Consider the following 23,838-nt stretch of genomic DNA (forward strand, 5'->3'; position numbering starts at 1 on the left):
TCCATCTCTCAACATTATGAGTTAGTTTTGTTGTTGCGCTGCTAGAAGTTGCCGATTGCGTCTACGCATCCACCAATCATGGATCTGATGACGATGTAGAGAAATAGAACGACCCACAACGGCAATGATTAACAATGCACCCGAAAGTGCACTGGATATTTGATTTGGCACACCGACCATTTGTAGCCCTTGCTGTAAAAAACCAATCAATAAAACAGCCAAAGCAGTTCCTAAAATTGAACCGGAGCCGCCATAAATATTGGCACCACCTAAAACAACAGCCGTGATGGCAGGCATAATAAAAGAAGCACCTAAATCTGCTCGTGCTGAACCGAAATAAGAAACCAGAATAATAGAGGCGAGAGCTGCGCTTAATCCGACTAACGCATATAAAAGACATAATGTACGGGCAATAGGAAAGGCGCCATATTGAGCTACGCGAACATTTTGACCGATCAAAAAGACGGCTCTTCCGTTATACGTTCGGTGCATATAAAGCCAAAAAACAATCACGCAAAGAATAAAAATAACCAATGGAATTGGTAATCCCAATACAGTAAAGTTAGCAAAATCGGTGAATTCCATTGAAAACCCGCCAATTCCCTCAAAACCTGTGGCACCTGAAAACCCAGATAATAAGAGAGCACTACCGCCAAACAGATACATTGTGCCCAAAGTGATGACTAATGGATTAACGCCAGTATATAAAATCAGTAATGCATTGATTAAACCGCAAACAAAACCAATTAATAAGGTCAATGGAATAGCAATAATCATCGGAATATCGACTTGATTCATTATCCCTAGTGATATCGCACACAAACCAATCGTCGATCCAAATGAGATATCCATTCCACCACTAACAATAACCATAGTTAACGGTAAAGCGATTAAACCGACACAAATAAAATCACTGGTACTAAATAGCAATACATTGATATCTAATAAGCGTGGATTCCCCCAGCCGAATAGCAAAATCTCCAGAACGATTAACAAGATCAAGGTAATTTCCCAGCCGTAACGTTTAGTGATTGTCATGTTGTCCCTCACCATTGGTTTTATTAGGTGTTAAAAAACGAGCATAACGTTGTTGACGTAAATTCTTTTCAACAGAAACACGCAAACGACCATCAAAAACCAGTACAGCAAGCAGAACAAAACCTGCAATAAAATCATTCCACCAAGCAGGGAGTTTTAGCAGCACTAATACACTATCAATTTGGGTCATAAAGTAAGCGCCTAACACTGCGCCTAAAATAGTGCCTGTTCCACCTAATAAACTAATTCCCCCTAAAACACAGGCGGCAATAGCTTTCATTTCAAGACCACTCCCCGTTTGATTAGGGATGAAACCAATTTGAGAGGCAAAAACGATGCCAGCAAGACCAGCCATCGTGCCATTAAGCGAAAAAGCTAAAATACGAATCTTATTGATAGGCACACCTAATTGACGAGCACCTTGCAGGTTATCGCCAGTGGCATAAAAACCTCGACCAAATTGCGTTTTCTTTAATAGGAAGGTAACTGCAATAATCAATAGGATAATGAACCAGCCAATGGGTGAAATCCCTATAAACATAGGATTAGAAAGGCTTTTAAGTTCAGTTGGTAGACCTTCGATCCATTTCCCTCCCGTTATTAACAACATTAAGCCGCGATAAAGCTCAAGCGTTCCTAAGGTGGCAACAATTGCGGGGATCTTGAGTAACGTCACTAATATGCCGTTAAATAACCCAGCACAAAATCCGACCAATAAAGCCAAGACAATTGATAGTGATAAGCCTAATTGCGCATTGAGCGCTAAACCCACCGTAACCGCACATAATCCAGTAATTGACCCAACTGACACATCAATATTGCGTGTTAGCATGACAAATGTTGCACCGATGGCCAGCAAAATAAGAATATGGGCACTGGAGAAAATCATTGTTATAGTTTGAAAATTCAGGTAACGATGATCCATGCTAATGAGTAGAGCAAATAAGCAAACAATCGCAATCAGCGCGGTGACTTCACGGTTATTCTGAATAAATTTCAGCATGGCATCTCCTGTATAACTGCACGATCTTTTTCTAATGGTTGTTTGGCGTCCGATTGACGTTTTTCACCAAAAGCCATGTGCATGATGGTATCGACATCGATTTCTGATTTATTCAACTCACCGACAATTTCACCTTGATGCATAACGAGTACACGACTTGCCAATTCAACTATCTCATCCAAATCTGATGAAATTAATAAGATAGCGACATTTTGTTGTGCAATACTTTGAATAAGCTGATAAATATCATTACGGGCGCCAACATCAACGCCACGAGTGGGTTCATCAATAATGAATAACGCAGGATTGGCTTCTAAGCATTTCGCAATTAGAATTTTTTGTTGATTACCGCCTGAAAGGGTTCTTGCATGTTGATGTCCTTCCCCAAATTTGATATTTAAGGCACGTCGATAACGTTCAAGAACAGCATCATCAAAAGCTTGGCGAGTCCAAAAGGTACTGCGATTGAGAGTTAATGAACCAATATTCCAACTCAAAGAAGCATCTAAAAATAAACCGGAAGCTTGTCTATCTTCAGGCAAGTAAACTAAGCCTTTATCAAGACGCTCACCTATTCTCATTTTCTTGATGGATTGATTAATAAAATGAATACCCCCTGAAACGATTGGTCGTAAACCATATATTGTTTCCGCTAATTCCGTGCGACCAGCCCCGACAACGCCAGCTAATCCAACAATTTCACCCGATTTAAGACTAAAACTGATATTACGAAAGCCTTCACCTGATAAATTCGAAACGTTTAAAATTTCATTACCACTCTTCAGTTCACTGCGCGAATTTGAAAGTTCTAACCATAATTTTTGCGTATCAGACAACGGTCGTTTTTTGGCTTCCGGTGTAATCGCTTGAATAATTTGATCCGTCGTAAAATGGCAAGTCGGCCCTGCCAACGCAATTTGGCCATCTCTCATCACACTAATGACATCGGCTATCACTTGGATTTCAGGAATTTTATGTGAGATAAAAACAATACCTACCCCTTGGCTTTTTAGCTCATTTATCCTTTGGAACAGACGCTTTGTTTCTACTGGGGTGAGCGAAGCTGTGGGTTCATCTAAAATCAAAATACGAGAATCACGCATCAATCCACGGATAATCTCAACTAATTGTTGATCTGCAACATTTAAGGTTGCCGCTCGCGCAGATAAATCAAAAGTGCAAGCCAATGAGTAAAGGAGTTGTTGTAGCTTTTTCTTATCTGCCTGATGCCGCGGTAATTTAAACAAAATATTCTCTTGCACTGATAAATTAGGAAACAGCAAAGGTTCTTGAGGAACAAGGTAGATGCCTAATTGATGTGCTTTTGACGGTGTTAAATGATTAATTGTCTGACTTTCAATCATCATCGTTCCCTGATCAGGTTGTTCTATACCTGCAATAATTTTCATTAGTGTCGATTTACCCGCCCCATTCCCCCCCAATAACGCATGAACTTGACCCGAGAAAAGCAAGAAGTCGATATGGCTTAACACCACGACACCAGAGAATTGTTTGCTAATTCCTTTCACTGTGAGCAGAGGAGATGAATATGGCAAGTTCTCAGACATGACGACACCTCTTGATATGCTAAACAGAAATAAGTTAGGGATAAACCAACGATGTGAATGTGAACATTTATAAATTTATAATTCATTTGTTCATAAACCTTAGTCTAATAATCGCGAAAATGGCAACCTAACAATCACCTTTTGTGAAAAAATCAGATCTGCGTTAAAATATGTTCAAATAATTGTCTTGCATCACTGGCGATAAATCAAAATTGATGCTTATCTGTAATAGCGAAATACAAAAGTTCATATGCCTAAATCAATTGATAGAAAAAACGCCTCGGTAAAAAGCATTTCGTCCATGGAAGCTGATAATCCGGGAATTAACATGAATGAAGAAGAATTACTGGCTCGCATTGCGTGGTTTTATTATCACGATGGCCTAACGCAAGGAGAAATAGGCGATTTATTAGGGCTGACTCGTCTTAAAGTGTCACGGCTATTAGAGAAAGGTCGGCAATCAGGTGTGATACGCGTCCAAATTAACTCACGGTATGAAGGTTGTTTGGAACTCGAAGAGGAACTGAAAAAAAAGTTTAAGCTTGATCAGATCCGCATTTTACCGGCATTAACAGGGCCAAATTTAAACAGCCGTCTTGGTGTTGCCGCCGCACATGTTTTGATGTCCATGTTAGCGACAGACCAGCTTCTGGCCATTGGTTTTGGTGAAACAGCAATGAGCACTTTGCAACATTTAAGCGGCTACATTTCTTCACAGCAAATAAGGTTAGTGACATTGTCTGGTGGAGTTGGACCTTATATGACAGGAATTGGCCAGTTAGATGCAGATTGCGCCATCAGTATTATTCCTGCGCCATTACGTGTATCAAGTGCAAATGTGGCGAGTACGTTTCGACAGGAAAAAAGTGTGCAGGATGTGATGTTAGCCGCCTGCGCAGCAGATGTCGCAGTTGTTGGGTTAGGTGCGATTAACCAAAAGCAAGATGCAACAATTATGCGTTCAGGTTATATCAGTGGCGGTGAACAATTGATGTACAGTCGCAAAGGCGCGGTTGGTGATATTTTAGGCTATTTCATCAATGGTGATGGAGAATTAGTCAGTGAGATCGATATCCATCATGAGTTGATAGGCGTTTCTTTAGCAGATCTCAAATCGATACCCCGTGTTATCGGTGTTGCGGGTGGCATTGAAAAAGCAGAGGTTATTTTGGCTGCCTTGAAAGGAAATTATATTCATTCCCTTGTCACCGAAGAATTCACCGCAAGAGCGATGCTTGAACTTTTTACTGATTGATTTTATTTATGAATAAGACAATTTCGCAAATTGTACTGATGAGGTTTTTTAAAATGCCAATGTAATTAAATCCATAAGAACAGTTTTATCTGACTGTTCCATGAGGACAGCACCATGAACCAGTATGCAAATGATGGCGCATCAGAAAAATACTTAATGGCTCTGGATGCCGGTACAGGCAGTATTCGATCCGTTATTTTTGACTTGAATGGAAACCAAATTTCAGTAGGCCAAGCGGAATGGGTACATCATGCAATACCAGATGTACCTGGTTCAATGGAGTTCGATTTAAAAACCAATTGGCAACTGGCTTGCCAATGTATTAAATCTGCACTAACAAAAGCAAATATACCGCCTTCAGCTATTGCTGGACTTGCCGCTTGCTCAATGCGTGAAGGTATTGTTCTTTATGATAAGAAAGGTGAACCCATTTGGGCCTGTGCTAACGTTGATGCACGTTCCAGTCATGAGGTTTCTGAATTAAAAGAGCTTTATGATAATAACTTTGAATATGACGTTTACCGTTATTCAGGGCAAACGTTAGCCCTTGGTGCTATGCCTCGCTTATTATGGCTAGCCCATAATCGACCTGATGTTTATCGTAAAGCAGCCACACTTACGATGATAAGTGATTGGTTAGCTTGTAAATTAAGCGGTGAACTGGCAGTTGATCCCTCCAATGCAGGCACCACAGGAATGTTAGATTTATTTACCCGTAATTGGCGCCCCAGTATTCTAGAAATGGCAGGGTTGCGTTCTGATATTCTGTCACCCGTGAAAGAAACTGGCACATTGCTGGGATATGTCACTAAACAAGCGGCAAAATCATCAGGTTTAATGGAAGGTACGCCTGTTGTTATGGGCGGTGGTGATGTTCAATTAGGCTGTTTAGGTTTAGGGATTGTAAGACCTTCGCAAACAGCGGTTCTAGGGGGAACTTTCTGGCAACAAGTGGTTAATTTGCCCGCCCCCGTCACTGATCCAAACATGAATACACGTATCAACCCTCATGTGATCCCCGGAATGGTTCAAGCTGAATCAATCAGTTTCTTTACAGGACTCACTATGCGTTGGTTCCGAGACGCATTTTGTGCAGAAGAAAAATTGATAGCCGAGCGCCTTGGAATTGATACTTATAGCTTACTCGAAGATATGGCGGTACGAGTGCCCGCAGGATCATATGGCATCATGCCCATTTTTTCAGATGTGATGCGTTTTAAATCTTGGTATCACGCAGCACCATCTTTCATTAACCTCTCTATTGATGCAGAAAAATGTAATAAGGCAACATTATTTCGAGCATTAGAAGAAAATGCGGCGATTGTTTCTGCCTGTAATCTTGATTTAATTGCTCAATTTAGTGGTGTCAAAGCACAATCATTAGTGTTTGCAGGAGGCGGCTCTAAAGGTGCATTATGGAGTCAAATTCTTGCTGATGTTACCGGAGTTGCCGTAAAAGTACCGGTTGTCAAAGAAGCAACGGCATTAGGTTGTGCCATCGCAGTAGGTGTTGGTGTCGGTATTTACACTGATTTAGCATCAACGGGTGAACGGTTAGTTCGCTGGGAACATGAATATTTACCTAACCCTGAAAATCGTGAGATTTATGATAAAGCGAAGCAAGATTGGCAGGCAATTTATGCGGATCAGCTTTCTTTGGTTGATAATGGGTTAACAACCTCATTGTGGAAAGCGCCGGGGCATAAATAATCGTTTACTTTTACCACTTCTAAACTCAAGATTACTGATCTTTGAAGAACCATTTGTATTCAAATTAAATGTAATTTTTCGCTGCATTTACTGGTTCTAGTTACTTAGATGAAATCGAATTATTTAGTGCTCATATCAATACAACCTGAATTTATGGGCCAACCCCTCTTCGATTCTATTGAATTTATACCCGCCAAACTTCAAGAGACAATTTGAAATATAGCGGGTATATATTAGTTCAACCTTTATGATTTATCTTTTTCGGCTTCAGCTTCTTTAGCTTCAACTTGGCGATACCAACGTGGGTGATGTTTTTTCGCCCAGCGTCGACTCACTTTTCCATCAATCATTCCATCAATCGAACCTTTCACCCAAAATGCCATATACATATGAATTAAAATGGCATGGATTAAAATGATGGCTGCCGCTGCATGGATCAATAAACTCCAGCGGATCATCCACATCGGGAACATATCTGCAAAATAAGGGCGCCAAATAATAATACCTGTCACTAAGAGTACAAAAATCATACTCATAATGCTCCAGAACATCATTTTCTGCCCTGCGTTATATTTACCAACATCAGCAACATGATGCTCATTACCTTTAAGAACTTCGATAATATTCTTAATCCAAGGTAAATCTTTTCTATCGGGAATATTATGCTTCACAAAACGAAAGAACATAAACATCAGCACAACAAAGATCAACACACCAAAAAACGGATGCAAAATTCTCCCCATTTGCGGTGTACCGAAGGTTTCAGTTAACCATTTCAGGGTTGGGAAAAATAATGCTATCCCAGACAAGGCAACCAAAAAGAAGCTGATAACCACCGTCCAGTGACACGCTCGGTCAATAAATTTTGTCCGAACAATCATTTTGCTCTTTTTACTCATGGGGATCATCCTCCTCTTCATCATCCACTTCTTTATTAGGGCCAATTCCTACATAGTGGAAAATGAGTCCAGCAAAAGTGGCAATAAAGCCCACGACTGAAAGTGGCTTCAATACTGCTTTCCACAAATTAATTGGCGTATCAATTTGAGGATCTTTTGGTAAACCATGGTATAGCTCAGGATTGTCAGCATGTTGAAGAACATACATCACATGAGTACCGCCAACACCTTCAGGATCATAGATCCCCGCATTTTTAAAACCGCGTTTTTGCAGTTTACCAACACGTTCAGAGGCATATTCGAGCATTTCCGTTTTAGTACCAAAATGAATAGCACCCGTTGGACAAGTTTTTACACAAGCAGGCTCTTGCCCCACGCTAACTCTGTCTACACATAAAGTACATTTGTACACACGATTGTCTTTCGGATTCAAGCGAGGGATGTTAAATGGACAACCCGCGATACAATAACCGCAACCAATACAGTGCTCTGATTGAAAATCGACAATACCATTAGCGTACTGAATAATTGCACCCGCAGATGGGCAAGCTTTCAAACATCCTGGGTCAGTACAATGCATACAGCCATCTTTGCGAATTAACCACTCTAACTTACCGTTTTCAGTGGTTTCGCTAAAACGCATCACCGTCCATGATTTCGCGCTCAAATCCATTGGGTTATCATAGACCCCAACGCAATGACCGACTTCATCACGAATATCATTCCATTCAGAACACGCGACCTGACAAGCTTTACAGCCTATGCAAGAGGTCACATCAATCAGTTTCGCAACTTCAAATTTATCATCACGCACTTGTGGAGGAGGCGTAATACTATTGGTCGCGGAACGCTTAATAATGTCTTGAGATTGCATGGACATAGTTCCCTCCCTTACGCCTTCTCAATGTTAACTAAAAACGCTTTATACTCAGGAGTCTGAGAGTTAGCGTCACCAACTGATGGTGTTAACGTATTGGCAATAAACCCTTTTTGAGCTGCACCTTCAAAGCCCCAATGGATAGGTACCCCCACTGTTTCAATCGGTTTCCCATCTACCATTAACGTTTGTAATCGTTGAGTCACAACAGCAACCGCTTTGATAAAGCCACGTTGACTACTGACTTTGACTTTATCTCCATTCCCGATGCTTTTCGCTTTTGCCAACGTTTCACTAATTTCAACAAACTGTTCTGGCTGTACAATCGCATTTAAGCGAGCATGCTTGGTCCATGTATGGAAATGCTCTGTTAAACGATAAGTCGTTCCGACATAAGGGAATTGTTCATGGCTACCAAGTCGTTGTTTATCGTCTTCAAAAATACGTGCTGCTGGGTTAGAAACCACATTCGGGTGCAGTGGATTAGTCCCCAATGGCGTTTCAAATGGTTCATAATGCTCAGGGAATGGGCCTTCTGCCATTTTATCAATCGCAAACAAACGGCCTAAACCTTCTGGTTGCATGATGAATGGCCCAGAGCCAACTTCAGGCGCTGATGCATTAAAGTCAGGAATATCATTACCAACCCATTTTTTTCCATTCCACTCGATCAATATGCGATTTTTATCCCATGGACGACCTTGTGTATCACATGAAGCGCGGTTATAAATGACGCGGCGGTTTAGTGGCCATGCCCATGCCCAGCCCAATGTGTTACCAATACCAGATGGGTCGCTGTTATCACGATTTGCCATTTGGTTACCATTTTCAGTCCAGCTACCCGCATAAATCCAGCAAGACGAAGCCGTCGAACCATCATCACGTAATAGTGCAAACGTACTGAGGAGGTCACCTTTTTTAGCCTGTAAATTGCCATTCGCATCATACAAATCGACCAATGCGATCCCGTTATTTTCTTTAGCCACTTCTTCAGATTCAGGGTGGAATTGACGTTTGTAATCCCAACGCATCTGCATCAACTGATCTTGGCCTTGGCCGCCTTCTTGGTCATAAAGTTCACGAATTTCGTGCAATATACCGGTTAAAATCTGACCATCATTACGCGCTTCACCCGGTGCGTCAGCCGCTTTCCAGTGCCATTGTAGCCAACGACCTGAGTTAGCAATCGAACCATCTTCTTCAGCAAAACAAGTTGATGGTAAACGGAATACCTCAGTTTGAATCGATGCCGTATCAACATCATTCATCTCACCATGGTTTTGCCAAAAATTAGCCGTTTCGGTCACTAATGGATCAACAACAATCAAATACTTTAATTTGCTTAAACAGCTGACAACTTTGTTTTTATCTGGGAATGACGCAACTGGGTTAAAGCCCTGACAAATATAGCCATTAACTTGATCTTTGCTCATCATGTCAAAATACTTCATGACATCATAAGATTGATCCCATTTTGGCAACCAATCATAGCCCCATTGGTTGTCTTTTTGAGCCGCATCACCATAGAAAGACTTCATTAAACTAACGAAAAATTTCGGGTAATTGCTCCAGTAGTTAACCTGATTTGGTAACGTGGCCTTTGGCGTACTGGCGGCTAAGTAGCTGTCGATTGTCGTCTGCTTTTCCGAAGGTAAAGTTAAATAACCCGGTAAGCTGGTTGATAACAGGCCTAAGTCGGTTAAACCTTGGATATTTGAGTGACCACGCAATGCGTTAACACCACCGCCTGCCATCCCCATATTTCCCAACAACAGTTGGATCATTGCCATGGTACGGATATTTTGTGCCCCGACCGTATGCTGAGTCCATCCCAATGCATACAAAAATGTCGTAGTTTTATTCGCTGCACTTGTAGATGCTAAAATTTCGCACACTTTCAAGAAATCATCTTTTGGTGTACCACAAATTTGTTCTACTACATCCGGTGTATAACGAGAAACGTGCTGTTTGAGTAAATTCCATACGCAACGTGGATGCTGTAAAGAATCATCACGTAAAGCATGGCCATTTTCATCAAATTGGTAATTCCAAGTGGTTTTGTCATAACTGCGTTTATCCGCGTTATAGCCACTAAATAGGCCATCATCGAAGCTATAATCATCTCTTACCAACAGTGCTGCATTGGTATAATGTTGAACATATTCAGCATTGATTTTATTTTGTTCAATGAGATAGAGAATAACCCCTGACAAGAAGGTAATATCGGTACCAGAACGAATTGGCATGTAATGATCTGCCACTGATGCGGTACGCGTGAAACGCGGATCGATAACAACTAGTGTCGCATCATTATTGTTCTTCGCTTCCATCGCCCAGCGGAACCCGACAGGGTGAGCTTCTGCAGCATTACCGCCCATGACGATAATGACATTGGCATTTTTAATATCAACCCAGTGGTTGGTCATCGCACCGCGACCAAATGTTGGAGCAAGACTTGCTACCGTTGGTCCGTGTCAGACACGTGCTTGGTTATCAACTGCCAGCATACCCAGTGATCTAGCAAATTTCTGAGTTAGCATACCAGTTTCATTACTTGCCGCAGATGCGCAGAGCATCCCTGTTGATAGCCAGCGATTCACTGTTGTGCCTTGTTCATTTTTTTCAATGAAATTGGCATCTCGATCATTTTTCATTAATCGAGCGATACGAGTGAAAGCGTCATTCCAGCTAATGCGTTCCCATTTATTTGAACCCGGAGCACGATATTCAGGATAACGTAAACGATTTTCACTATGAATGTAATCAAGCAATCCAGCCCCTTTCGGACATAATGCTCCACGATTGACTGGGTGATCTGAGTCACCTTCAACATGAAAAATAGCGGATTTAGCATTCATGGCGCCATCGCCCATGCTATATATTAACAATCCACAACCCACAGAACAGTAAGTACAAGTATTACGAGTCTCTTTGGAGCTAAGTAATTTATATTCACGTACATTGGCTATTGCCGTTGCTGGCATAAAACCTAACGCAGCTACAGTAGTACCTGCCATCCCGCCGGCACAGATTTTAAAAAACTTTCTGCGACTGACGTTCATTGCTTCCCTCTTTATATTTATTGTATATATACCGAAAATAATTCAAGTTTCTTGTTGTTGGCAAAAATAGATAGTTTGAACAGCATAAAATAACTAATTCACTCGGGTAGCTGAGTAATACTAACTAATAATTAACTTGAAGTAAGATATGTATAATCGATGAGAGAATATCAGTACAAAATGATGAGATATTGCCTGAAATCAATTAATGTGAAAATAAAAGGTAAATTAATATTAACTGAGTAGTTAACAATCAGAAAAAGGTACTACTAATTGAGTATACATTATGAATATTGATTCAGATCAAAAACTAAAAAACAAAAAAATTCAATTATTGATCGCAAAAAAACACCCTTATTATAATTAAATTTTATTTGATTATTAAAAAATAATTAACCGCCATTAACATCACATATAGTCCTAAAGATAAAATAAATTTAGTTATGTCAATTGTGGTTACCCACATTATTATTAATTATTTAATGAGTAATTTGAATTTTCATACACCCAAAAATTTGGCCATCATATAACGATAAATTAAACTCCTACAAAATAACGTAAAGTGAGTGACTCAGTTAACTGAAGAATAAACTTCATTCAAACAAGCACCATTTAATTTTAGAAAGGTTAGATTATTTATCTAATATTTTTAATTGGGATTAAATTCAATCGCAATACTAATAAAAAAATTCTTATACTAAATATCAAAAATAAACATACCCTCTTATCTCAATAAGATGAGGGTATATAGAAAATGACTGAGAGATTAAGCTAAATTAATGTTTAGCTTTTGACAAAAAGCATAGAAACCCTTCTAGCAAAAGGTAAAACGAATAACACCGTTGGAAATGCGATGACCCAAGATAGAATCCAAGAACTTAACCATGGCGACAACATTTCAGTATTAATACCTAATGCCTTTACCGTACTGATCAAAGAAACAACACCACTCATCACTAAAGATAAGAAGAAAGGAACCAGAAACATCAGTGCTCTAGCTGGAAGTTTAGGAATACCAAGGATATAGTTGTTATTTTGAGACGACATAATCAAGACTCCAAGTTGAATATTCACAACAGCCTATAGCTGTTAATAAACAAAGCGATATGCGTTGATTAACGTAAACGCTTACGAGTCTTTTAAGACCAAAATCGACCTACATTTTATGAATAGTTATTACTTTGTCAATAGAAGTGTTAACAAATAATTAACCTTGAATTTTGTTAGGTTATTATAAATAAGATAAATTGTTAATAATATTGTTCTTCTATACTAAAAGTGAACCTATAGATTATTAAACATTAAATAGAATCTGCCTTATTAAAAACGCGCAAAGAAGATATTTAAACCATATGATTTGCATATTAGAGTAATAAAAATATAAAATATATATACAGAGGTATTAAAATGATAGAACCTACTGATTATGTAATAAGAGAAATATTTCCAGCTTTAGGTGAATGGTATTTACAACATCCTAAACATGGTTATTATGCAACATTGAGTTCTTGGGGACTAACGACAGATAATAGAGTACTCGCATTAGCCCCAAACAAATTAGAAAATGAAAATTTGACTAATCAACGGGCAAGTAAAAGCTTATTTCCAGTCAGAATTGATTATGCTAATCCAGATTTAAATATTATACCCGAAAAAATCAAAGCCGCAAAAAACGAAATCGGTTCAAAAAACGTATTTATTGATATATCATCAATAAATATTAAGCAGATTATTCCTGTAGAAACCAATTGGTATATATATAGCCCTGATTTAAAAATTGATGTACAGGTTGCTGCATGGCTAATAGATTATAACGGCAATAGCTTATGTTTAACACCTAGCATTCCAGATGAGAATCAATATTCAGAACTTAAGGTAATTAAAAGAGAAAGACCATTTATAAAATCTGAATTCACAGAAAGAAATAAAGATAATAAAAACTAAACATAGATTAACCTGCAATGAAAAACCTCAATTTAAACACTGGGGTTTTTCATTTATATAATACAACTTTATTTTAAAGATTACTTTATGATATTTTTTTACCCCATTCCCCCTGCACTACAACAATATCAGCAATAGGTAGATTTATCTCATATTCAACATTCACCCAGCTCATATTGTATATATATGGATAGGCATATAGATGATGATAAGCAACTAGTTCGTTAAAATCATCACACTCAGGAGGGCTAGGAAAAGCATAAGGACTCAATGGGTTAATATGTACATATCGATCAATCAATTTTAACTCTGGGATGGCGATATGATTAAGTAACTTATCCAATGTATCTGGTAGCTTTACCCCCGGATAAATATCATTAATACTTTCTAAAGTGTAAAAATCCCAAGCTTTAGGGACGATATCATTTTTATTTATAATTTGATGGAAAATACTACGGTCAATTGAAGGATCATCACCATTAGCATTAAAGATATCATTTGCGTATTTTGCAAAGGTCTGATTACCGGCAGTTGGCCCACCATATGAATAGCAATTTATTGAGAGTGGACTATTCACATATTGGACATACAAACGCTTAAGGTATAGGGCTAATGTTGATGCCAATACCCCCCCTAAACTATGACCAACAACATTTAAAGTTGCCCACCTGAAACTCAAAATATGATCTTCGATAAAATCAAACAATGTAGTGCCCAGCCCAGGGCTATTATTACTAACAGCATTAATAATAAAATCAAGTGCAACACCTGTGCCTTGAGATATCATTGCATCATCAGGAGCCAATTTATCCCATTTTTGCCAAGGAACTTGTTCAAATACAGCGAGATCTTCCTGCCAATTAATGTCAGAAACTGAACCTCTAATAACCAAATGAAATTTTGTTAGGTTTTTCTTATTTCGAACAATAAAAAAAACATGATCATCAAGATTATCGTCTATAGATTTATTCGTTTTTAACCCTAGAGGAGGAAAACGTAAGACAGCAGGCCCCCATACAATCTCAAATAAATCTGCTGTTGCTTTGCTCGCTTCAAGTGATAACTTTATTTTTCTATACACTAATTCAGGATTATGTTGTTTAACTGCTTGCCCTGCACTGGCAATATAGCTAAGCGCTAGATTTATTGCTGTATCATGATATACAGTATCCATATTTTATTCTCCACAGTAGATAGTAACTGATATTAATTAATTCTATTGAAATTAAAAAAGTAATGAATGACTTAGTAGGAAAATATTAAAGAATTCTATTTTTCTAGCGTTTTAAGTGCATTAAGTCTTAAAACCATATCAAATGCCAAAATAGCATCTTTATATAATCGCCCCATTCTTTCTAAATAATAAAAAAATAAAATCGGTAATAAGCTAACAGTATAAATCAAAAAGAACCCTCCATTAAAATTAAAAAAACAAAAGGTATAACATACAACAATTGAAAACATAGGAACTATAATGATTAATATTACTACCTTAATGAATAATCTTTTAGGCCTAAAACTCTCGATATTATTATTTATTTTATGCTTTAGAATCACACCCATAAAATAATTTATCTTACTGCCTCTAGATAAAAACAGCATTACACCTAGAACCGAGTACAATAGTATTATTAAGGCTATCATAAACTGTATATCGATATAGCCGTTATCTAATAAGAATGATGGTTTTCGACTTATTGGAAGTACAATAGAGAAATTGACAATAAGACTTATAACTATTTCCTTTATAACTATATTAGATAATTTGAAATTTGTACAATGTGTGCTGTCAAATGAATACTCATCTAAAAACACAACAGCTTTATAAAAATAATAATGAATAATAAACCTCATGTAATACCATATTAAAAAAGGTGATATAACCCCACCAACAAAAGCAATTGACACATTTAAATTATTAGAAGAAAGATACAAGGTAAGATGAGAAAAAAAACATAATATAATAAGAGAAACAAGAAAAGTAGCGAAAAAAATAACAACTAATAATGACTTGTTAGAATATAACTTCCTATACTTAACCATATCATCACTTATTTTATCCAAAATAAATTTTTCTGAAAAGACGCAATAGACCCAATACGCTTTCTCATTATTAATCGCACTCAATAAAACAACAAAAAAAATAGCATATATACCAATAAAAAATTCATTGAATGAGAGATCATGATAATTGTTAATAAAACATAAATTAAGAATAACTGAAGCTAAAATTATAGGTTTAAGAATTATTTTATGATGAAAATTAATATAATTTGGATAGTTTGGTAGCATTCCCCCTCCAGCGTACAATAAAGTTATTAAATATAATCATTAGAATGTAATATAGTAATACCATTTTCTGGATAGAAATTTTTTGCTATGTAGTAAAGTGATTTTTTACCACTAATTTCAATGTAGTTTTTATAACCTTTTTTATTCCATGTAGCCATTGTTTCTCGCCATCTCACAGTATCAGTTAGCTGATTGACCAAATTCGCTTTTATCGTTTTAGTATTGCTTACAAATTTGGGTTGTACGTTCATTATGATAGGCTGCAATGGTGGTGAGAAATCAATATTAGCTAAAAAAAATTCCATTCTTTCTTTAGCATCTAACATAAGATCGGTATGCCAAGCACCATTTACAGCTAATTTAGTCGTTTCTATCTTCATCTTAAATAGCTGATTAATTATGATACGTACACTCGTAATATCACCACCTATAACTTGTTGATGTTCATTATTATCACAACAAATATTTACTAATCCCTTTAATCCATTAGTATGAATCAATGTTCGGATTTTATTGTAAGGATAATTCTTAACAATATACATTACCCCTTTTTTATTACTTGCTAATTCCTGCATAATTAATGAACGATAATTAATTATTTTAAATAATTTTTCTAGATCAAAAACATTAGCTGCAAATAGAGCAGAATACTCCCCTGCGCTATGACCTGAATATCCAATTTCATTAAATAAAAAACGTTCTCGCAACAATAGCAATGTTGCTATATTAATCGTAGTCACAGCCAATTGTTGGTATCGCGTTTGAACAAGCTTAGTCATTGGTCCTTTCATACATAATTTTCCAACATCAAATCCTGATATTTCACTCGCACAATCCCAAACCGCTTTAGTCCGTAGAGAAGTATTAAAAACATTATTTCCCATACCTAGATATGGCTGGCCTTGCCCAGGGGAAAACATAACAATATCTTCGTTTTTTTTAACTTCATTGGTAATGATCATATTGAACCCATTTTGAAAAATTTATTTATAAAAAATGTTGTGATTTAACAGCCTTTATCGCTGGATGAATAGATGCCATAAAAGAAGATATTAATAATAGTACTATATACATAGAGCTATATTCGTAAGACCATAAAACAAATAGTTGATAACTTTCTCCGGTTGATAACGGCATGCTAATTAAGCTTATATTAATTAAAAATGAAAAAAACATTGCTATAACCAAACTTGAGCAGGATATTACAATGCCAATAAATAAACCTTCTAGTAAAAAAATTCGACAAAAGTATGGCATCCACATCCCTAAGGTATTTAATATCGAGATATCCTCAATTGAAGAATTGACACTATTACTAACAATTTTGTTTATTAAAAAAAATGAAAAAGTAGCAAGTATTACTTTAAAAAAAACAAATTATAATAGAGAAAATATATTGTTGATTTAATATCGCTATTACTTTCAATCCAACTATCCAATTTATAATCGAAACTCTTAAATTCATCTCTATTTTTTATATTTGATATTACAGAATTAATATCCTTACTATCTTTAAGTATAATATTTATCTTACTGACAACATTAGCTCCGAAAAATTTTTTTACCATCTCGAATGGAATTTTAATAGTACCATATTCATTTCCTTTCATTTCAGATATAAACACGCCCCGGATATGAGTAATAAATTCAATTTTTTCATATTTATCGTTGATAAAAACTAATTTAACAATATCTCCATACGCTACCTTAATTGAATCAGCTAATTTTTTATCTAAAGTAATTCCTTTAATATCTACATTAGATAATTCACTTCCAGAAACTGTAAGATCAAAAGCGCCTATCCTGATAGAGGATTCAGGGCTAATACCCATTCCTGAAAAATTTATAGCCCGTTGATTAGAACAATTAACTATGATGCCAGAAAATAGTAATTGCTCAGATACAAAGTCTATCTTATCTTTTAGATATAAATCATTTTTCATTATTGCCATAATTTCATGTCTGTTTAGAATATAAAGTGGAGAATCAATAGCATTATCTACAGATTCTTTTTTAGAGATCATCACATGCCCCATATTAGATCTCACCACCTGCTCTTGTAAAAGATTGAATATATGATTAGACACTCCATCGCAAACAAGCATTATTGCACAGAGTAATGATATAAATATTATCTTATTCTTTCCATTACGTAGAGATATTAAAAAACGTGACAATATATATTTAATATAAAATCCATATAATGAAATACAGAGCAATAATATCATTATAAAAAAAATAATAAAAATAATAAAAATAATCATTGTGTTCATTAATAACCCTCTAACATTAATGGCATAATGATTAATATCTTTTCGACATTTAACCACGGAGGGACTCGATCATACCCATAGCTTGCAATTTCTTTACCTATCTCACCTTCTTTTATTACTTTATTCATTATAGTTTTGGATTTACTATACTCTTTGCAACTATATAGTGCTCTAGCATACATATATTCGATCATAATAAATAAATTTGGATTGATATCTTTAGAGGATAACAATTTTTCACTATCTTCTACGGCAATATTACATCGCCCTAAATATGAAGGGACGAATGCATCCATACGTAAACGAAGATAAATTAACGTCCATTTATTTTTATTACTTTCTACAGACTCATCAATATAAAAAAAAGCACGCTTTATAGTCTCAGCGGCTTTAGAATAAGATTTATTTTTATTATAAATATCGGCCATAAATACATTTGCGTATCCATAGAACACTTTATCCACTACTCTATCTTTATTTATAATATCACTATTAAGTACTTTAATAATCTCTATCAAATTGTTAGCAGAAGCTTTATCATCTATAGATAAAAACATATTTATCCGGTTGTTAATAATATCTGACTCAGCTTTACCCTCCAGTGAATAATAAAATAAAATAATAAACATAACTATTAAAAATTTAATTTTTATTATTTTAAACACGAGCAAGCTCTCCATCTTTAAGTAACATGATATTATTGATTGAGTTCGAAAACCTTCTGTCATTAGTAATTAAAATAGTTGTAATTTTGAAATCAAAATATACTCTATATAATATCTCTAAAAATAAATTAAATTCATTACTATCATAGTTAGATATATGATAATCAATAATAATTAACTTGGGGTTCTTCGCTAAAGCTCTTGCATAAGCGATTTTCATTAAATAATCAGATGGTATTTGTTTAGGCTTTTTATTTATAAAATCCTCTACCCCCATATACCTAAGCGATTGAATCACTTTATATTTAAATTCCTCTATTTCTTTCCCTCCCTTATTCTTTAATAACGAGTAATAAATGTTCTCAAATACATTTAAATTATCAAATAGTCTCATCTCCTTACTTATAATGCTTTGATTTCTAAGCCGCAACATTGCGCGTTGTTTACCATTTAATGATTGAAGTTCATTCCCCAAAAAATAGGCATGACCATTATATAAATTATCTAAACCTAAAATAATATTGATAAGCGAATTTATCTCAACCTCATCCTCATATTCTATAACAATTAAATCATTTACTTTAGCATTGAAATTTATGTTTTTTAGTATTTGATTTTTATTTATAAATTTAGAGGAGGTTTTATTAACATTTAATAAGGAAATTATTGGGATTTGTTCGGAATTCTTAAATTTATTCATGTTATGTTCTCGCGACTACCTTCTCCAACAATCCAAAAGCCAAACGCCTCTCTCACCATCAATTGTTGACATAATATTATGAGAAGATTGACTTTTAATAAACTCTAAATGATTCAACATAAGAGCCGGTGTCAAAAAACCACTATCACCATACATTGTATTTAAAGTATAATAATCAACGTCAGAGGTTAATTTATTAAATGACTTATCATGAATATCGATATACTCATAGGTAGGTAAAAATGCACTGTAGATAGAATGTGTGTTTTCACCAATACAATCATTCCAATTCTTCAATAAAATACTAATTGATTCTCTTTTATTTTCAGAGAGTGAAAAATAACGATTAACATATATAGATGTATTTGAATAATTTTTTTTGTTAATAATAAGGCATGATGTTCTTTCAACACTTATTGAATTATTTATCACAGGATCCCCAATTTTTCTTACTTTAGGTTGCCTTTCAATTTCCGTGAAAACTAAAATAGGTATTGCCCTAAAACCACCATAAATAAAAACATTATCTAATTGATTAGAATTAAGAAGATTTTGTGCCAATAATAATGCAGACATCAAACCATTACGCTCACCTCTAACCTTACATGAAAAATCTTTTATTCCAAATTTTTTCATTATACTTTTAGATATTATATTAAGTGTATAAGCATCCCGCCAACTATCAATTTTTTCAAAAACAGTTAATTCTCCCCAAGAGTCTACATAAATTAATCCATTACGCTCTTTTTTCAATATATTCTGTTGTTTATGATTTAGTTGAGAAAAAGCATCATCAACTGTTTGTTCCATAGCTTGGATATAAGGTCGATAACTTGTTTTTCTCAACCCTTCTCGAAGATAAATATCATAATTAATCCCATATCTTTTAAAACACCAACTATCATGCCCCGTTTTTTTATTAGCTTTATTGAACATATGTGATTCCCAAACGTTATACCAAGATGGAATAAATGGGATTAATGGTTCCGTAGGTTCATAGATAGAAAATGCAGCAATATTTACTGTATAAAATGATGAGAGTGCATTATAATTTGACGTCATAAAATTAATCTCTAATTAGTCGTTAATATCATTACAATAATAGAGCCATCCATTCCTAGTCCTAGTTTTAGCATTGGTTTTCCGCAGTATGGCATGATTGATTTGTTGGATAGAAAATTCAAATCTAATGCATCATCAATGGGATAAGCGCCAACAGAGGGAATAATTATTCCTCTATTTAAGCAATCAGCCATAATCATCAAGTCAATGATACCTGAACAATTTGATACATATCCTATTTGCCCTTTATAACTTAAAATTGGGATATCAATAAAGTCTTTAAAAACATTCGTAATCGCCATTGCCTCCGCTTTATCGCTAATAATAGAACCATTACCATGAATAAATATCGCACCAATATCAGATGGTTTATACTGTGACATATCAAGAGTTTTTAATATTAACTTTGATATTGTATAAAAATTAAATGTTGCCCCCCCTGAATTCCTACTTGCATTATTTTGCATAAATAAAGATTCGTTTATACAAATAGACGTTTGTTCAACTCTTTTTTTTGCTTGTTCAGCATTTTCTAAAATCAAAACAGAGTATCCAGCTGATAACATAACACCATCGCTATATTTGCTAAATGGCTGTGCATACTCTTTTGCTAACATATTTTGGCTATCCATAAATGATACATCTTGTAATAAAATGTCACTCCAAGATAAAATAATAACTATATCAGCAGCTCCATAACTAATTTCTTGATAACCAATATGAGTAGCCATCAATGCAGAATTACTTGCACAATAGATTGAAATTGGTGGCCAATTTAACTGATAATCCTTAAATAATTTATTTGAGATATAATCTTGTGCATATTGATTAGAATGAAGTTTTTTTATCCTCGGAGAACACGCGACATCTTCTGCATCATTTTTATCATAAAACCCTTGATAGTCTAATAAGTCAGCTCTAGCACCTTGACCTGCTAAATATATTTTTACTTTTCTTTCAATTAATATTTCACGTGTTATTTTCGCTTTTTTCAACCCACTATCGATAATTTCATTAATCATTTTATGAAAGTCGATTTTTTTATTGAAAAACTTAACCACATTAGGATTATTAGTAAATTTATAATAAACAGCCATAGTATCATTACTAAAATACTTTTCACCTCTAACTCTTTTTTTATCTATAAGAGATTGAGATAACATGCTAAAGTTTTTATACGACGGTAATTTAATCTCCCATCCACTTAAAACAACTTTTTTACTCATAAATCTTTCCTAATGATTATGGCATAGTGATTGCAACCTTCCGAAGAACCGATGATTAATGCAATATGAACCTCTTTTTTTATTGGTTCGGTAATGAAGTTAATATCATCGTCAATGAAATTTTGGGTATAAGGTATAGGAACTATTTCACCTGTTTTCATCATATTGAGAATTAAAGACATACCAAGTAATCCGGAACAAGATTCAACGAGACCAAACATGGCATTGTAGTTAACAACTGGAATTTCAGGTGATAACTTAGAAAACACGTGCCGAATAGCGCCTATTTCCACCTTATCATTATCTTTATTTCCATCACTCGTTCCGCAAACTATATCAATTTCTTTAGCACTAATTTTTGCTTCTAAAAGTGCCCGATTAATTGCTGACGTTAATCCATCAATACGATCCGCGATATTCTCATTATCAAAGAAAGAATTATCATTCGCTTTACCGTAACCAATAATTTCCGCATGTATTATTGCATTTCGTTCAATAGCATGAGTCCTATCTTCTATAAATAACATGCAGGCACCTTCACCAGGCATGTAGCCTGTTTTATCTTTAGAGTAAATGTGGTAATCCGCTGGATCCTCTGTGAGATTTACCTTTTCACTCATCGCTTGAAAGTAGAGAGAAATTGAGCCAAAGTGTTCATCTGCACCACCGACAATAACTTGTGGTTGAAGGTCTTGCCTAATAATTTCATATCCATAAGTTAGCGCACCTAATGCTGAATTCACTCCCGTTGCCAGTGTTGTTGTATATCCTCTTATTCCTTCAGTAATTGCACAGAAAGTCGGTACGGCATTCATTAAAGTTCCTGGAAAATCTGATGTTCTTACCTTAGTCGGATCAGGTATTAAGCTTTGCAAGTATCGGTTAACCGTATACTGTGGCCCCTTTGACATTCCTACAATAAATCCTAAGTTTTCGCCATCTCGCTTAACCTTACGGCCAGCATCAGCTAAAGCTTCCGTTAATGCTAATAGCGCGTACGTACCGCTTACACCCGCTTTTCTTGGATCGTAATGACGCAATATTTTTTTAGGATTAGCATTAGAGACAGAATGATATGATGCGCCATTTTTAAGTTTATTATCTATTTCAATATTTAAATAAGGATGCCCCAGTGACTCTTCAAACTCTTTATCTTCTTTAATCACCTCCATTAACGCATTAATATCTCTATTCACATCATCACGAAATGATATTCTTTTTATTGCAGTTGAATTCTGACTATTACCTAGTGCTTTGATAACTTCTAACATATTATTGCCAATTGATGTGATGGCACCTATCCCTGTAATAACGACACGTTTAGATTTATATACAGTTGGTTCAATATTAGTTAATTGTGGGCTTGCAATAATAGAACAGTTATTTCCACCAAATGCATAATTATTTTTCATGAATAAATTAACATTAGTATTTAAAAACTCATTAGGTACATAATTTAAATCACATGTTTGTCTTGGTGTTGTGAAATTTAACGTAGGTGGTATTTTATTTTTAGCTAATGTAATAAAACACGCTATTATTTCTACTATACCTGCTGCACCAATATTATGACCAACATAGGACTTTGTTGAGCTTAAAGGAATATTATAGATGTTTGAAAATACTTTCTTCATTGATATTGTTTCAATACGATCGTTAGCTTCAGTTCCCGTGCCATGTGCATTAATATAATTTATATCATTTGGAGCGATCCCCGCATTATGTATTGCCTTTCGCATAACTTGAACAGCCCCACTGCCACGAGGATCAGGTGCTGTTTCATGGTATGCATCACAAGAAGTCGCGTATGATAAGATTTCACCATATATCGTAGCACCTCGTGCAATTGCGTGGTCGTAGTCTTCTAATACTAATGCTCCAGCGCCTTCACCTATTGACATACCAGGCTCACCAGAGAATGGGGAAGTCGGTGTTGATTTCATAACATTTAATGCATAAAAACCTGCAAAGGTTGGTAAATAGATAGGTTCTGTCCCTACCGCAAGCACAACTGGATTCTTACCATTTTGGATATAGTCATACCCTATTCCGATCGCACTTGAACTCGCTGTACACGCTGTGGCAACAAGTTCTATTCCCCCCCTAATACCAAGTAAACTAGATACACTTGAGCAACAAGATGAAAATCCGCCGGAAAGAATGGCTTTTTTAATGGAAAAGTCTTCAACATGTTGTTCGAATAAAGGAAGGAATGCTTCAGTACCCGCGGAGGAAACACCCACTATCATCGCAGTCTCATTTAA

20 protein-coding genes are annotated in these 23,838 nt (G+C 35.6%); 3 read left to right on the forward strand and 17 right to left on the reverse strand.

Going from position 1 to position 23,838, the window contains the following annotated elements; translation table 11 throughout:
• Nucleotides 1-21 precede the first annotated feature (21 nt).
• Genes lsrD through lsrA form a run of 3 tightly spaced genes read right to left on the reverse strand, consistent with a single transcriptional unit; the run spans nucleotide 22 to nucleotide 3,609 of the window.
• Nucleotides 22-1,038: an autoinducer 2 ABC transporter permease LsrD gene (gene lsrD, locus OOA_RS08655; RefSeq protein WP_008911764.1), complete on the reverse strand. Its 1,017-nt coding sequence runs from the start codon at nucleotides 1,036-1,038 to the stop codon at nucleotides 22-24.
• Complete coding sequence (lsrC, locus tag OOA_RS08660) at nucleotides 1,025-2,041, reverse strand: autoinducer 2 ABC transporter permease LsrC (RefSeq protein WP_008911765.1); 1,017 nt, start codon at nucleotides 2,039-2,041, stop codon at nucleotides 1,025-1,027. The genes lsrD and lsrC overlap by 14 nt, the downstream gene beginning before the upstream one ends.
• On the reverse strand, nucleotides 2,035-3,609 hold the full coding sequence (gene lsrA / locus OOA_RS08665) for an autoinducer 2 ABC transporter ATP-binding protein LsrA (RefSeq protein WP_008911766.1): 1,575 nt from the start codon (nucleotides 3,607-3,609) through the stop codon (nucleotides 2,035-2,037). The genes lsrC and lsrA overlap by 7 nt, the downstream gene beginning before the upstream one ends.
• Before the next feature lie 301 nt (nucleotides 3,610-3,910).
• Between lsrA and lsrR the strand changes: the two genes are divergently transcribed.
• Nucleotides 3,911-4,864: a transcriptional regulator LsrR gene (gene lsrR / locus OOA_RS08670; RefSeq protein ID WP_008911767.1), complete on the forward strand. Its 954-nt coding sequence runs from the start codon at nucleotides 3,911-3,913 to the stop codon at nucleotides 4,862-4,864.
• A 114-nt stretch (nucleotides 4,865-4,978) separates the two neighbouring features.
• Nucleotides 4,979-6,574: an autoinducer-2 kinase gene (gene lsrK / locus OOA_RS08675; RefSeq protein WP_008911768.1), complete on the forward strand. Its 1,596-nt coding sequence runs from the start codon at nucleotides 4,979-4,981 to the stop codon at nucleotides 6,572-6,574.
• 245 nt (nucleotides 6,575-6,819) lie between these two features.
• On the opposite strand, the gene fdnI is transcribed toward lsrK, so the two are convergent.
• From fdnI to OOA_RS08700, 4 genes are all read right to left on the reverse strand, one after another.
• Entirely contained in the window at nucleotides 6,820-7,473 is a 654-nt protein-coding gene (fdnI, locus tag OOA_RS08680; RefSeq protein WP_008911769.1) for a formate dehydrogenase-N subunit gamma, read from the reverse strand.
• Nucleotides 7,466-8,353, reverse strand: a complete 888-nt coding sequence (gene fdxH / locus OOA_RS08685) for a formate dehydrogenase subunit beta (RefSeq protein WP_008911770.1) — start codon at nucleotides 8,351-8,353, stop codon at nucleotides 7,466-7,468. Before fdxH ends, fdnI begins: the two co-directional genes overlap by 8 nt.
• A gap of 11 nt (nucleotides 8,354-8,364) precedes the next feature.
• Nucleotides 8,365-11,412 carry a formate dehydrogenase-N subunit alpha gene (fdnG, locus tag OOA_RS08690; RefSeq protein WP_148284502.1) on the reverse strand — a complete coding sequence of 1,016 codons (3,048 nt, stop codon included), beginning with the start codon at nucleotides 11,410-11,412 and terminating at the stop codon, nucleotides 8,365-8,367.
• A gap of 783 nt (nucleotides 11,413-12,195) precedes the next feature.
• Nucleotides 12,196-12,459 (reverse strand): DUF2798 domain-containing protein, encoded by a 264-nt coding sequence (locus OOA_RS08700; RefSeq protein ID WP_008911773.1) that lies wholly within the window; start codon nucleotides 12,457-12,459, stop codon nucleotides 12,196-12,198.
• Nucleotides 12,460-12,819: 360 nt separating this feature from the next.
• Here OOA_RS08700 and OOA_RS08705 point away from each other — a divergent pair, with 360 nt between their 5' ends.
• Nucleotides 12,820-13,356 carry a hypothetical protein gene (locus OOA_RS08705; RefSeq protein WP_008911774.1) on the forward strand — a complete coding sequence of 179 codons (537 nt, stop codon included), beginning with the start codon at nucleotides 12,820-12,822 and terminating at the stop codon, nucleotides 13,354-13,356.
• A gap of 85 nt (nucleotides 13,357-13,441) precedes the next feature.
• On the opposite strand, the gene OOA_RS08710 is transcribed toward OOA_RS08705, so the two are convergent.
• The 10 genes from OOA_RS08710 to OOA_RS08750 form a co-directional block, all read right to left on the reverse strand.
• Nucleotides 13,442-14,530: a lipase family protein gene (locus OOA_RS08710; RefSeq protein ID WP_008911775.1), complete on the reverse strand. Its 1,089-nt coding sequence runs from the start codon at nucleotides 14,528-14,530 to the stop codon at nucleotides 13,442-13,444.
• Nucleotides 14,531-14,625: 95 nt separating this feature from the next.
• Nucleotides 14,626-15,648, reverse strand: coding sequence for a hypothetical protein (locus OOA_RS08715; protein WP_008911776.1), 1,023 nt, complete (start codon nucleotides 15,646-15,648; stop codon nucleotides 14,626-14,628).
• A 26-nt stretch (nucleotides 15,649-15,674) separates the two neighbouring features.
• On the reverse strand, nucleotides 15,675-16,610 hold the full coding sequence (locus OOA_RS08720; protein ID WP_008911777.1) for an ACP S-malonyltransferase: 936 nt from the start codon (nucleotides 16,608-16,610) through the stop codon (nucleotides 15,675-15,677).
• A 25-nt stretch (nucleotides 16,611-16,635) separates the two neighbouring features.
• A complete protein-coding gene (locus OOA_RS21365) occupies nucleotides 16,636-17,007 on the reverse strand; it encodes an FtsX-like permease family protein (protein WP_083880270.1) in 372 nt (123 codons plus the stop codon).
• Complete coding sequence (locus OOA_RS08725; RefSeq protein WP_008911778.1) at nucleotides 17,007-17,921, reverse strand: ABC transporter permease family protein; 915 nt, start codon at nucleotides 17,919-17,921, stop codon at nucleotides 17,007-17,009. Before OOA_RS08725 ends, OOA_RS21365 begins: the two co-directional genes overlap by 1 nt.
• A complete protein-coding gene (locus OOA_RS08730; RefSeq protein WP_008911779.1) occupies nucleotides 17,921-18,586 on the reverse strand; it encodes a hypothetical protein in 666 nt (221 codons plus the stop codon). Before OOA_RS08730 ends, OOA_RS08725 begins: the two co-directional genes overlap by 1 nt.
• The gene (locus OOA_RS08735; protein WP_008911780.1) at nucleotides 18,579-19,286 is read right to left on the reverse strand and encodes an ATP-binding cassette domain-containing protein; all 708 of its coding nucleotides are present in this window, start codon (nucleotides 19,284-19,286) and stop codon (nucleotides 18,579-18,581) included. The genes OOA_RS08730 and OOA_RS08735 overlap by 8 nt, the downstream gene beginning before the upstream one ends.
• A gap of 15 nt (nucleotides 19,287-19,301) precedes the next feature.
• The gene (locus OOA_RS08740) at nucleotides 19,302-20,348 is read right to left on the reverse strand and encodes a hypothetical protein (protein WP_008911781.1); all 1,047 of its coding nucleotides are present in this window, start codon (nucleotides 20,346-20,348) and stop codon (nucleotides 19,302-19,304) included.
• Between the two features lie 11 nt (nucleotides 20,349-20,359).
• A complete protein-coding gene (locus tag OOA_RS08745; protein WP_008911782.1) occupies nucleotides 20,360-21,574 on the reverse strand; it encodes a beta-ketoacyl synthase N-terminal-like domain-containing protein in 1,215 nt (404 codons plus the stop codon).
• The coding region (locus tag OOA_RS08750; protein WP_008911783.1) for a beta-ketoacyl-[acyl-carrier-protein] synthase family protein at nucleotides 21,571-23,838 on the reverse strand (2,268 nt) is incomplete at its 5' end. The genes OOA_RS08750 and OOA_RS08745, both read right to left, overlap by 4 nt.

Source organism: Providencia burhodogranariea DSM 19968 (assembly GCF_000314855.2).
Classification (GTDB): domain Bacteria; phylum Pseudomonadota; class Gammaproteobacteria; order Enterobacterales; family Enterobacteriaceae; genus Providencia; species Providencia burhodogranariea.